Below are 12,690 nucleotides of genomic sequence, written 5' to 3' on the forward strand. Positions count from 1 at the left end.
TCTGATGAACATGTTACATGACACAACCATATGACTGACACTGCCAACCCCGGGAATGCTTTCGTGATACAGCCCGGCGCGCCATTGCCGCTGGGCGCCTGTGAACGCTGCGGCGGGGTGAACTTCGCGCTGTTCAGCCGCCATGCGGAGCAGGTGACGCTGCTGTTGTTCGATGCACCGACAGACGAGGCGCCCTGCCGAACGTTGGACCTGCAGCCGATGCTACATCGCACCGGCGACATCTGGCATGCCTGGATCGAGGGCCTCGGCCAGGGCACGATCTATGCGTGGCGCGTGGATGGCCCGTACCAGCCGGAGCAGGGGCATCGCTTCAATTACCACAAGGTGCTAATCGATCCTTACGCCGCTGCGCTGGTGGGGACGGATTGTTGGGATTTCGCCTGCGCCTGCGGATATGAGTCGGCGTCGGAGGTGGACGACCGGTCTTTTTCCAAAGAAGACAACACCCGCCGGCAGGCCAAATGCCTGGTTTGCGACGGTGCCTTCGACCGGCGGGGCGGTCAGCGGCCCCGTCACGCGTGGACGGATACCGTCATCTACGAAACCCATGTGCGCGGCTTCACCGTACACCCGTCCGCCGGCGTGGCGCATCCCGGGACCTATCTGGGGCTCATCGAACAGATCCCGTATTTGCAGGAACTGGGCATCACCGCCGTCGAGCTGCTACCGGTGCAGGAGTTCTTTGAGGGCGAACTGGTGCGCGACAACCCGCGGAGCGGCGAACGCCTGCGCAACTACTGGGGCTACAGCACGGTGGCCTTCTTTGCCCCCAAGGAAAGTTATTCCAGTCGCCGTGAGCCGGGCTGTCAATTGACCGAGTTCAAGACCATGGTCAGGGCGCTGCATCGCGCCGGGATCGAGGTCATCCTCGATATCGTGTTCAATCATACGGCGGAGGGCAACGAAATCGGTCCCACATTAAACTTTCGCGGCCTGGACAATCGTATTTATTACTTGCTCGAAGAGGACCGGCATTTTTACAAGAACTACTCCGGCACTGGCAACACGCTCAACTGCAATCATCCGGTTGTACGCGACTTCATTCTCGATTGCCTGCGCCATTGGGTCATCGATATGCAGGTGGGCGGTTTTCGATTCGATCTGGCTTCGGTGCTGGGCCGCGACGTGCACGGCAATCTCCTGGCCAATCCGCCCTTGCTGGAACGCATCGCCGAGGACCCGGTGCTGCGTGACGTCAAGCTCATTGCCGAGGCCTGGGATGCCGGTGGCGCTTACCAGGTGGGCAGTTTCCCGGGACAGCGCTGGTCCGAGTGGAACGGGCGGTTCCGCGATGACGTGCGCCGCTTCTGGCGCGGCGACGCCGGCATGACCGGCGCCCTGGCCAGCCGCCTGTGCGACAGCGCGGATATCTATCAGTACGGCGGCAAACAGCCGGTCAGCAGTATCAATTTTGTGACCTGTCACGACGGTTTCACCCTGAATGATCTGGTCAGCTACCGGGGCAAGCACAACGAGAGCAATGGTGACAACAATGCCGACGGCGATAACCATAACCACAGCGACAACTATGGGATTGAGGGCACCACCGACGATCCGGCCATCGAAGCAGTGCGCCAGCGCCAGATCAAAAATTTCATCGCCACCTTATTGGTTTCCCGTGGCGTGCCCATGTTGCTCGGCGGGGACGAGTTTCGTCGTAGCCAGGACGGCAACAACAATGCCTATTGCCAGGACAATGAAACGTCCTGGTATGACTGGGACCTGTTGCAGCGACATCAGGAGATCTTTCGCTTCACCCGCGAAATGATTGCCTTGCGCAAGCGCCATGAAGCGCTGCGTCGGGAGACCTTTTTTACAAGCGCTGACATTCGCTGGTTCAGCCCAGATGGCGACACGCCTCAGTGGAATAGGGGCGACCGCAGACTCGGTTGTGTTATCGATGCATCGGACCGCGCAGCGTCGTTACTGTGTCTGCTGTTCAATGCGGGACCGGATCGGGCCGAGTTCGTGTTGCCGCCGCCCCTCAGCGACTGTCCATGGCGGGTTGCCGTGGATACCGCGCGGGCGTCCCCGCAGGATATCAGCCCCCCGGGTGGAGAGCCGTTGCTGCAGGAGCCAGGATGGTATCGTATGGAAAGCCGTTCCCTGGTGATCCTGGTCAGTGGGTAGATGTGTTCGGTGATGAGCGACTTGGATGTGGGTTGTTTTGTCCCGGATAAAGAGGGCGGGTATGTGGTGATGTTTGAAAAAGACAAAGACAGTGATCGAAACCCGGGCGCACTTGGTTGCCAGCCCGGCGAGTGGGGTGATTGTGTACCTGCGTTGGCGCCGTCTCACCACGGCTTTGAGCTGTTCACGGAAGGCGATGACCTGTATCGGGTAATGCTGACTGCTATTGCCAGCACAAGGTGGTCGGTCGAGCTGGATAGTTATATCTTCGCGGACGACGAAGTCGGTCGGTGGTTCGCCGAGGCGCTCGCCGATCGGGCGCGCGCGGGCAATTGTTCGATGCCTTCTGGCGCGGGCAGCGGCGTTGGTTACCGGATAGCGCTTCGAGCGACAGTATCCTGGTACACAACCATACCCGGACATGCCGCCATCGGCTGCGCTGTATCTATGCGGATGCCTTCGCCGCCGGCGTCCGCATCTATGCGTATCTGCCACAGGTGTTGCACGCCAAGACGTTCGCAGTGGATGGCGAATGGGCGATGCTCGGCACCGCCAATCTGGATTCTCTCAGCCTGTTTGTTAACTATGAGCTCAACCTGGTGACGCGGGACCCTGAATTGTCAGCGAAGCTGGAGCAACAGTTTTTGGGAGATATGGATGATTCAGTGCGCATTCAGCCTGCGCGCTGGGGAAAGACGCGATTGGCTGGCGCGTTTGTCCGAGGCAGTGGCTTGGATGGCGCGGCGCTGGCTATAGGGTAGGTGGTGACTGGAGTGTTCAGATGAAGGCAACCGGTCGGCGAAGGATCTTGGTATTGTGATCGGGTGCCGCTCTGGATGACGACGGGGTTGTTGTTGACAGGCGGTCTGGTCGGCTTGATGGTCAGGCAAGGTGCGCGGTGTACAGTTGGACATCAAGAACCTGCCGAAAACTATCCGATATTTGACAGGGTTTTCATTCCAACAGTTATGTTGATCAGTATCAATGAAGGTGTCGCTACTAAGCGTAGATTGTATCGCTTCCGATGGACGCGCAGTACGTTTATACCGTACCCTTCCCTGGTCCTGGTTCCTATATGGCAGCCTTCACTAGTGACGCTGCCATGGGTCAACCCGATACGAATGACACAGGGGTGCGTTTCCATGGGTCACGGTAATGAAAGTGGGGTCCGGGCAGACCATGAGGCATCGTTTTATGCCTCAGTGATCATGCACACGGTACACTGGCATTCCGTCATTATCACTTTAAAGAGTTACAGGCTTCCGACTTATCTTGTAAAAAGGCGAGGAATATGGATACCACAGTAATCGTTGTTCTGGTTGTCATTGCGCTGATCATTTTTTATGTGATCGGGATATTTAATAAACTGGTTACGCTGAAGAATCGCTACCAGAATGCCTTTGCACAGATCGAGGTGCAGTTAAAGCGACGTTACGACCTGATACCCAATCTTATCGAGACCGCCAAGGGCTATATCAAGCATGAACGTGAAACCCTGGAGGCCGTGGTTGAGGCGCGTAATGTGGCGCAAAATATGTTGTCAACAGCGGCAGCTGATCCGGGCAATGCCGAGGCGATAAAGGACCTGAGCGGTGCCGAAGGCAAACTGGCTGGCGCCTTGATGAACTTTAATATGGTTATGGAAGCCTATCCGGACCTCAAGGCCAATCAGAATATGATGCAGTTAAGCGAAGAACTTATCTCCACCGAGAATAAGGTCTCTTTCTCACGGCAGGCCTTTAACGACCAGGTGATGGCCTATAATACCTATAAGCAGACGTTCCCACCCGTATACTTTGCAGAACGGTTCGGTCATGCACAGGATGCGACCTTGCTGGAATTTGAAGACACGGCGGCCATACAGGCAGCACCAAAAGTCTCGTTCTAGTTACTGTATTTTATTCTGACGTTTGATATGAATTTCTTTGAATCACAGGATCGTGTGCACAAGAACACGTTCCAGCTTGTTTTGCTGTTTACGTTGGCGGTGATTACCCTGATCATCATGACCAATCTCCTGGTCATGGTGGCGTTTGGTTATATTAATAGTGAACAACTTCAAGGCGGTGATACTTTACTTCAGCAAATGGACTGGCAGACCTTTGCTGCAGTCAGCGCCGGTGTCGGTGTCGTGGTGCTGGTGGGCAGTCTCTACAAGATCATGGCCCTGTCGGCCGGTGGAAAGGTTGTTGCTGAATCGCTGGGTGGGCAATTGATCCCGCAAAATACTGATGATCTTAAGCAGCGCAAATTGTTGAATGTGGTTGAAGAAATGGCCATCGCTTCTGGCACACCGGCACCACCTGTTTATCTGCTTGCAGACGAACCGTGCGTTAATGCCTTTGCGGCCGGTTTCTCACCACGCGATGCCGTTATCGGCGTGACCCAGGGGACCATTGATCATCTAAGTCGTGATCAGCTGCAGGGCGTTATTGCCCATGAGTTCAGCCATATTTTTAATGGCGATATGCGGCTGAATATCCGCTTGATCGGAGTGCTGAACGGTATCCTGATCATCGGCCTTGCCGGCTACTATTTGTTGTATTCCACTTCTTATTCGAGGCACGGGCGGAGTAGCGATAAAAGCGCGGGCGGAATACTCGCACTGGCAATTGGACTCATGGTTATCGGTTTTACCGGTACTTTTTTTGGCAACCTGATCAAGGCAGCGGTAAGTCGGCAACGGGAATATCTGGCGGACGCCACGGCGGTTCAGTTTACTCGTAATCCGGACGGGATTGCGGGCGCATTGAAGAGAATCGGCGGACTTGAATCTGGATCCAAAGTAGAAAACCCCGGCGCACCGGAAGTCAGCCACGCCTTTTTTGCCCAGGGCGTTTCGGGTTTGATGCAATCGTTGGCCGCCACGCATCCACCGCTGGCGAAACGTATCCTGCGCATCGATCCCCAGTGGGATGGCAAATTTGACGTCTCCGACAAGCCCGACTCACCCCGGGAGGGTGGTCAGGGCCATGGGGGGGAGGGCGAGCAAAAAGAAACCATAACACGAGAAGAGCTTGCCAAAAATGTCGCCGCTGTTGTCACCGGTGCCGCCATGGCCGATGTCGCCAATGCGATTGATCAAATCGGTAACCCGAAACTGGAAACTATAAACCACGCTCGCACTCTGCTGGCAGAGTTGCCCACGGTTATCAAAGAGACAGCCCGTGAGCCCTATGGTGCCCGTGCGGTTATTTATTCCCTGTTGCTCGATCCGGGGCGTGAAGTTCGGCGCAGGCAACTGGAACATTTGCGGACGTATGCTGATCCGGATGTTTTTGTGTTGACGGAGAAATTACTGGCGGAAATGGATGGCCTGGATATTAAATACCGGTTGCCGATCATTGATATCGCCATACCGGCGCTCAAACAGTTATCACTTGATCAATACAAGGCTTTCAGGAACAACCTTGTTACATTAATTGAAGCGGATTCCAGGGTTGATCTGCTGGAGTGGTCGCTTCAGAAGATTCTGTTTAGCCATCTGGATGGGCAGTTCTTCAAGCTGACGCACACGAAACCACACTATTCTCACCTTGGGCAGCTCAAACAGGAAATTGAACTGATTTTCTCGGTAATGGCCTACGCCGGTCAGCAGGATCAATATGATATAGAAGAAGCCTTTAGTGCTGCAGTGAAAATGCTGGGAATAAGCGGGCTTCAATTAGTGGAAAAAAATAAAATCACGCTTTCAGTTCTGGATCGTGCCCTGCAAGAACTTGAAAAGTTGAAACCCATGGCCAAGCCGCGACTCCTGAAGGCCTGTGCCGCCAGTATCATGCGTGACCAAAAAATATTGCCTGTTGAAGCTGAATTATTACGTGCTTTTTCGAGTGTCCTTGAATGTCCCATGCCGCCGATAGTTCCGTGACCCGGCCGAGTGAGCCGGTGCCGCTTGGCGTTTATGAACACTGTGGCGGGGCGAGTTGAAGAAGGACATCTGTACGATGAGTTAAAGCGATTACGTAAGGAAAACAAGCGCTTGACGAAGGAGCGCGATATCCTAAAAAGGCGGTGGCGTACTTTGCGAAGGAAAGCTTGTGAAGTACGCATTCATCAAAAAGCACCGTGAATTCTTTTCTGTCGAGCGAATGTGCCGGATGTTGGAGGTGTCGAGGAGTGCGTTCGATAACTGGCTGGTGCAGCCTGAAAGAAAGCGCAGCCAGGAACACTGACGCCTGGGCGCCAAGGTGTCCGAGATCCACCAGAAAGCCGTAAGACATACGGAGTACGTCGCATCAGGGAAGCGTTGACGGAGCAAGGGGAATCGCCAAGCTGCCCTCGTGTACGCCGCCTGATGAAGCAGCAGAAGGTGGAGGTCAAGACCAAACGGGAATTCAAGGCAACCACGGATTCCAAGCACGGTCTGCCGGTCGCACCGAATCGGCTGGAACGTCAATTTCAGGTGGACGCGTCAAATAAGGCATATGTTGGCGACATCGCCTACATTCGCACCGATGAGGGCGGCCGTCCTCATCGACCTGTATTCCAGGGCTGTAGTCGGTTAGCCGATGTCGGAACGCATCAATGCCCAGTTGGCCAATGACGCGTTGATGATGGCCATCTGGAAGCGCCGGCCTGGGGCTGGATTGATCGTGCACAGTGATCGTGGTAGCCAGTACGCGTCAGCGTTGTATCAAAAGACGCTCCCGCAGCAGGGATTTGTCTGCAGCATGAGCCGTAAAGGAAATGGCGGGGATACAGAGAGTTTCTTTCACACCCTGAAGACGGAGTTAACCCACCATTGCCGATACCGGACTAAAGAGGAGGCTAAGAAGGAGATATTCGAGTATGAGGTGTTCTATAACCGCCAGAGACGCCACTCAACTATCGGCTACCAGAGCCCTATGGATTTTGAACAAAGGCGCCGAAAAGTTGCGTGATTTTTTGTCCGGAAAAGTCTTGCTACATCATTTTACCGTGGTAGTGATTATCCGGGCAGATTGGAACGCCTCCCTTGGGTACCGTGTGCGAAGTGACAGCAGAATCTCGCGTTTGCCTATGCACTCTCGAAGAGTGGCGGGGACAGCGCGTCTGAAGTAGAAAATGCCGTGTCAGCGAAGAAGATAAGATGGTATGAACATAGCGGCTCCAGGTTTTGGAACCGCTGCCTTTTTGTAGCAGCTTGTTGTATCACGGCTATTGTTGAGAGGGTATAAATAAAAAACCCTCTGATAAATCAGAGGGTTATGTATGGTGCCGAGGAGAGGACTTGAACCTCCACGGGGTTGCCCCCACTAGCACCTGAAGCTAGCGTGTCTACCAATTTCACCACCTCGGCTTTTCCGGTCTGGCCGCTGTTGATTGCGCTCACATTCCAGAGGCCGCGAACTTTACAGCGACATTTAATCCTTGTCAACGGTACAATGGCATTTCAATTAAACAAAATTCAGGGAATATCCTTTGAGCAGAAGTTCAGGTAAGAAAACAGCAAAAAATGCGGATCCGCATCATATCCGGGAGGCGAAAAAATACGCCAACCCGATACCCAGTCGAGAGTTTATTCTCCAGCACCTGGCGTCCGCCGGTGTGCCCATGGCCCAGCAGGAATTGGCCTCACAGCTCGCGCTGCACAATGATGATGATCTGGAAGCATTGCGCCGGCGACTCAATGCCATGGAGCGCGACGGCCAGGTGGTACGCAATCGCAATGGCGCGCTGTGCATTGTCAACAGCAAGGATCTGATCGCCGGCCGCGTCATCGGGCATCCCGATGGTTTTGGTTTTCTGCGCCCGGACGAGGGTGGTGAGGATCTGTTTGTATCGCCCCGCCAAATGCGTCAGTTGCTGCACAATGATCGGGCTGTGGTCCGGGTGGTGGGGCTGGACCGGCGTGGCCGCAAGGAGGCGGCGGTGGTCGAGGTGCTGGAGCGGGGGAATCAGCTGGTGGTCGGTCGTCTTTATATGGACCAGGGCGTCGGTTTCGTGGTGCCGGATAATAAACGACTGCATCAGGACATTGTGATTCCCGAGGATAATTTTAATGATGCCGGCCATGGTCAGATGGTGGTGGCCGAGATTGTCCAGCAGCCGACCAAGCGCACCCAGCCCATCGGCAGAATCAAGGATGTACTCGGGGAACACATGGCCCCCGGTATGGAAACCGACGTGGCGATCCGAACCCATCAATTGCCCCTCGAGTGGCCGGATGAGGTGCAGCAGGAGATCGCCCATCTGGGGCGTGAAGTCGATGAAGGCGCCAAGCAGGGGCGGGTCGATTTGCGCCATCTGCCATTGGTCACCATCGATGGCGCGGATGCCCGGGATTTTGATGATGCGGTCTACTGCGAAGCCAAACCCAAGGGCTGGCGTCTGCTGGTCTGTATTGCTGATGTTTCCAGCTATGTAAAACCCGGTAGCGCCCTGGATCGGGAGGCGAAGTTGCGGGGCAACTCGGTCTATTTTCCCGACCGGGTGATACCGATGCTCCCCGAGGTGCTCTCCAATGGGCTCTGCTCGCTCAATCCGGCGGTCGATCGCCTCTGCATGACCTGTGAACTCTATGTCAACAAGGAGGGGGTGGTGACCCGGTCGCGCTTCTTTGAGGCGGTCATGCGCTCCCAGGCGCGCCTGACCTATGATCAGGTGGCGGAGATGCTGATCGAGGGCGACCCTGAACTTTGCACCACCCATGCCGAGTTACTCCCTCATCTGCACCAGCTGTATGCGCTTTTCCAGGTTCTGCGGGTGGCGCGGAGTGAGCTGGGGGCCATTGATTTCGATACCACCGAAACCCGTATTCTGTTCAATCAGGAGCACAAGGTGGAGCGGATCGTACCGGTGGTGCGCAACGATGCCCACCGGCTGATCGAGGAGTGCATGCTGGCGGCCAATGTGGCGGCGGCGCGTTTCCTGCTGCGCAAGAAACTGCCGGCGCTGTATCGTAATCATGACGGGCCGCAAGCAGAGAAATTACTGGATCTAAAGGAGTTTCTGGGCGAGATGGGTCTCAGGCTGCCCGGCGGCGAAAAGCCGCAGACCCGTGACTATGCGGAGTTGCTCGACCAGGTGCGTGACCGCCCCGATTCCCATCTGATCCAGACTGTGCTGCTGCGCTCGCTGTCGCAGGCGGTCTACAGCGCGGAAAATCAGGGTCATTTCGGGCTCTCTTTTGCCGCCTATACCCACTTTACCTCACCCATTCGTCGCTATCCGGATCTGATTGTCCATCGCGCCATTCGGCATCTGCTGAAGGGCGGGACGCTGGAGGATTTTGACTACTCCCAGACCGAGCTGCAGGGGCTGGGTGAACACTGTTCAGCCACCGAGCGCCGTGCCGATGAAGCGACCCGGGATGTCACCTCCTGGCTCAAGTGCGAGTACATGATGGACAAGATCGGTGAAGAGTTCGTCGGCATCATTACCTCGGTCACCTCGTTCGGCATCTTTGTCGAACTGGACGAGATCTATGTCGATGGCCTGGTGCACATCACCGCACTGGATAATGACTATTATCATTTTGACCCGGTGGGCCACCGGTTGACCGGCGAGCGATCCGGCATGGTCTACCGCCTGGGTGATCAGGTGAAGATACAGGTGGCGGCGGTGAATCTGGACGACCGCAAGATCGACTTCACCCTGGTGGAGGCGGTGGGTGCCAAGGCAAAGTCCAGGCGCAGGAAAAAGGCTGCTTCTGAACCGGCAGGTGAAACCAAGCCTCGGGACAGTGCCGGGAAAAACGGCAAGAAGCCGGCCAGCAGCCGTGCTGCGGCATCGGCTGTGAAGGATAAAAAGCCTGTCAGCCGGAAACAGGGTGACAAGCCGACCGGGCGGAAGCGGCGCGGCCCGGGAAAGCGTGGAAAATCCAAGGCCGAATAGATGGCATATATCAGGCTGCTGCGTGTTAGATGTAGTCATCTTTTGTCCGGTTTTATGTGGTGTTTGTAGAGGTTGTAAATGAGTGAGAATCAGCTGGTTGCCGGGTTGCACAGTGTCAGAACGGCGCTGAAGCACGGCGCTGGATCACTGTTGGATATATGGGTCGAGGGGGCGCGCAAGCAGGACAGGCGTATGCGCGAAGTGATCGGCCTGGCTCGAGAATCCGCTGTTCCGGTAACCTACGTGAGCCGTGAGCAGTTGGACGAAATGACTGAGGGATCAAATCACCAGGGGGTTGCGGCGCGTACCCGGGTTCCCTCATCTCTGGATGAAAAAGCCCTGGAAGAACTGCTTGCCGGGCTGGATGTTCCGCCTTTTCTGTTGATCCTGGATGGCGTTCAGGATCCGCACAATCTGGGTGCCTGTCTGCGCAGTGCGGATGCAACAGGGATACATGCGGTGATTGCTCCCAAGGACCGTTCGGTGGGATTGACCCCGACGGCCTGCAAGGTAGCCAGTGGAGCCGCTGAAACCGTCCCTTTTATTCAGGTAACCAATCTGGCACGGACGTTGAAAGGGTTGCAGTCCGAGCACGGGGTGTGGCTGGTGGGCACGGCCGGGGAAGCCGAGACTCCGCTCTATGACGCCGACCTGAAGGGACCGCTCGGTATTGTGATGGGTGGCGAGGAGAAAGGCATGCGCCGACTGACCCGGGAATCCTGTGATCTGTTGGTGAAACTGCCCATGGCCGGGGCTGTTGAAAGCCTGAATGTAGCCGTGGCCGCGGGCATCTGTCTGTTTGAGTCGGTCAGGCAGAGGAAAATGACCAGTTAGGTGGCCGGTAGTGCTCGCCCTTATTGCATGTCTCGGGGTGGCGATGTAGAATCCGCGGTTTCCTGGCGTGGAGGTGCCTCCGCGCTTTACTCCTTGCCTCACCATAATAAATGGGAGGCTCTATTATCCGAAAGGGGAAATAATGAGACACTACGAAGTTGTGTTTATGGTCCATCCGGACCAGAGTGACCAGGTTTCCGGCATGATTGAGCGCTATCGCTCACTAATCGAGACAGATGGTGGCCGTATTCACCGTCTGGAAGACTGGGGACGCCGTCAGCTCGCCTATCCAATTCAAAAGCTGCACAAGGCCCATTACGTACTCATGAATATTGAGTGCAGCGCGGCGGTTCTCGAGGAGCTTGAGAGCGTGTTCCGCTACAACGACGCCATCCTGCGTAACATGGTCATCAAGTGCGACTCTGCCATTACAGAGGCTTCACCGCTGGTAAAATCCCAGGATGATCGTGATGACTCCTCCAGATCCTCATCCGACGACGCTTCTGATGATGAAGATGGCGACGAAGATGACGATGATAATGAGGCCGCCGCATCGGCCTGATCAGGCCATGGTTCGCGGAATTATCTGGTCGTCCGATGAGACATCACCAGTTTAAATGAATTGAATAGAGAGATTGATATGTCACGTTTTTTCCGTCGCAGAAGATACTGCCGTTTTACCGCTGAAGGGATCACTGAGATTGATTACAAAGATCTCAACCTGCTGAAGGCCTACGTCAGCGAAACCGGCAAGATTGTGCCAAGCCGCATCACCGGTACCAAAGCCAAATATCAGCGTCAGTTGGCCACAGCCATTAAGCGCGCGCGTTACCTGGCGCTGCTGCCGTACACCGACAGCCACTGAGGCTGTCTTTTACCCGCGTTCATTGTTTTGTTGAATGATCGCGGACACTGTTTGAAATTGCCGGGTTGGAGTAAATGCGGGTTTTAGCATCCTTTGTGATGCGGGGTGTTCCACAGGCGGTGATGTTGACCATCCTGTTGGCGGCTCTGTCACTGCTTATTCCGCCGGCAAGTATACTCAGCACTTCCGTCGTGGCCCTGGTCACTCTGCGGAAGGGAACTGTACCCGGAGCCCTTATTTTGGGGCTTGCCACCGCCATCAGTGGCGGGATCGCGCTGCTGGCATTGGGCGGGGTCAATCTGGCCATCGGATTTCTGATCCTGATGTGGCTGCCGGTCTGGTTGCTGGCCGTGCTGCTCCGGTCCAGCCGGTCCTTGGCCCTGGCGATTGTGGGTGCAATGGTTCTCGGTTTTGTGATGCTCGGTGGACAGTTTATACAGTCTGCCGATCCAGTGGCTGATTGGAAAGCACTGCTGGGTCCCTTTGTGGAGTCGCTGGCTGATGCACAACTGGTAGAGGGCAGCCAGCAAGCGGCACTGGTCGCGCTGATGGCAAGCTGGATGCCGGGTATTGTCGCTGCAGGCTTTTTTCTGCAGTTGACAGTGTCCCTGCTTCTGGCGCGCTGGTGGCAGGCGCTGCTGTATAACCCGGGTGGTTTTCGCGCCGAGTTTCATCAGCTGAGATTGCCCAAGGTGCTATCAATAGCCCTGTTGTTGGCGGTGCTGCCGATGTGGATGCGGAGCGGAACCGAAGTGACAGTGGCGGAGTATGCCGTCATCCTGTTGGTGGTGGCATGGTTTATCCAGGGACTGGCGCTGGCACACGGGATTGTCGGAAAGCTGGGTTCAAGCAGTGGCTGGTTAATTGGCATATATCTGCTGCTGTTATTTGCCTTGCCGCATACGGTTATCGTACTGGCAATGGTTGGAATAGCAGACGCATGGTTTGATTTCAGGGCACGCCTGGGACCCCGTGGTCCAGGACAGGCGAGCTGAAGATTTAATACCTGTTACAGGGGAAAT

General features: G+C 55.7%; 12 protein-coding genes and 1 tRNA gene. 11 read left to right on the forward strand and 2 right to left on the reverse strand.

All coding sequences use genetic code 11. From position 1 onward, the window contains the following. Window positions 1-30: 30 nt before the first annotated feature. The 6 genes from glgX to A3GO_RS25785 all read left to right on the forward strand — a co-directional run bounded on the left by glgX (window position 31) and on the right by A3GO_RS25785 (window position 7,034). The gene (glgX, locus tag A3GO_RS0112885) at window positions 31-2,151 is read left to right on the forward strand and encodes a glycogen debranching protein GlgX (RefSeq protein WP_029133739.1); all 2,121 of its coding nucleotides are present in this window, start codon (window positions 31-33) and stop codon (window positions 2,149-2,151) included. A 290-nt stretch (window positions 2,152-2,441) separates the two neighbouring features. Further along, window positions 2,442-2,912 carry a phospholipase D-like domain-containing protein gene (locus tag A3GO_RS0112890; protein WP_084610060.1) on the forward strand — a complete coding sequence of 157 codons (471 nt, stop codon included), beginning with the start codon at window positions 2,442-2,444 and terminating at the stop codon, window positions 2,910-2,912. Between the two features lie 530 nt (window positions 2,913-3,442). Continuing rightward, window positions 3,443-4,039: a LemA family protein gene (locus A3GO_RS0112895; RefSeq protein WP_029133741.1), complete on the forward strand. Its 597-nt coding sequence runs from the start codon at window positions 3,443-3,445 to the stop codon at window positions 4,037-4,039. A gap of 27 nt (window positions 4,040-4,066) precedes the next feature. Continuing rightward, window positions 4,067-6,022 (forward strand): M48 family metallopeptidase, encoded by a 1,956-nt coding sequence (locus tag A3GO_RS0112900; RefSeq protein WP_029133742.1) that lies wholly within the window; start codon window positions 4,067-4,069, stop codon window positions 6,020-6,022. 300 nt (window positions 6,023-6,322) lie between these two features. Next, complete coding sequence (locus A3GO_RS26860; RefSeq protein WP_084610062.1) at window positions 6,323-6,697, forward strand: IS3 family transposase; 375 nt, start codon at window positions 6,323-6,325, stop codon at window positions 6,695-6,697. Beyond that, on the forward strand, window positions 6,663-7,034 hold the full coding sequence (locus tag A3GO_RS25785) for an IS3 family transposase (RefSeq protein WP_084610064.1): 372 nt from the start codon (window positions 6,663-6,665) through the stop codon (window positions 7,032-7,034). Before A3GO_RS26860 ends, A3GO_RS25785 begins: the two co-directional genes overlap by 35 nt. A gap of 27 nt (window positions 7,035-7,061) precedes the next feature. Here the strand turns inward: A3GO_RS25785 and A3GO_RS26865 are convergent, their stop codons facing one another. Both A3GO_RS26865 and A3GO_RS0112915 read right to left on the reverse strand, forming a co-directional pair. After that, window positions 7,062-7,199: a DUF6538 domain-containing protein gene (locus A3GO_RS26865; protein ID WP_418064559.1), complete on the reverse strand. Its 138-nt coding sequence runs from the start codon at window positions 7,197-7,199 to the stop codon at window positions 7,062-7,064. Between the two features lie 146 nt (window positions 7,200-7,345). Next, window positions 7,346-7,432 (reverse strand) — tRNA-Leu (locus tag A3GO_RS0112915). Between the two features lie 122 nt (window positions 7,433-7,554). Between A3GO_RS0112915 and rnr the strand changes: the two genes are divergently transcribed. The 5 genes from rnr to A3GO_RS0112940 all read left to right on the forward strand — a co-directional run bounded on the left by rnr (window position 7,555) and on the right by A3GO_RS0112940 (window position 12,663). Next, entirely contained in the window at window positions 7,555-9,969 is a 2,415-nt protein-coding gene (gene rnr, locus A3GO_RS23810) for a ribonuclease R (protein WP_037375339.1), read from the forward strand. 78 nt (window positions 9,970-10,047) lie between these two features. Beyond that, window positions 10,048-10,803 (forward strand): 23S rRNA (guanosine(2251)-2'-O)-methyltransferase RlmB, encoded by a 756-nt coding sequence (rlmB, locus tag A3GO_RS0112925; protein WP_029133743.1) that lies wholly within the window; start codon window positions 10,048-10,050, stop codon window positions 10,801-10,803. A 142-nt stretch (window positions 10,804-10,945) separates the two neighbouring features. Continuing rightward, window positions 10,946-11,365: a 30S ribosomal protein S6 gene (gene rpsF, locus A3GO_RS0112930; protein WP_029133744.1), complete on the forward strand. Its 420-nt coding sequence runs from the start codon at window positions 10,946-10,948 to the stop codon at window positions 11,363-11,365. 78 nt (window positions 11,366-11,443) lie between these two features. After that, complete coding sequence (rpsR, locus tag A3GO_RS0112935) at window positions 11,444-11,668, forward strand: 30S ribosomal protein S18 (RefSeq protein ID WP_029133745.1); 225 nt, start codon at window positions 11,444-11,446, stop codon at window positions 11,666-11,668. Window positions 11,669-11,742: 74 nt separating this feature from the next. Continuing rightward, window positions 11,743-12,663, forward strand: a complete 921-nt coding sequence (locus A3GO_RS0112940) for a YybS family protein (RefSeq protein WP_029133746.1) — start codon at window positions 11,743-11,745, stop codon at window positions 12,661-12,663. Window positions 12,664-12,690: the final 27 nt, after the last annotated feature.

It is taken from the genome of Sedimenticola selenatireducens DSM 17993 (assembly GCF_000428045.1).
GTDB classification, from domain to species: domain Bacteria; phylum Pseudomonadota; class Gammaproteobacteria; order Chromatiales; family Chromatiaceae; genus Sedimenticola; species Sedimenticola selenatireducens.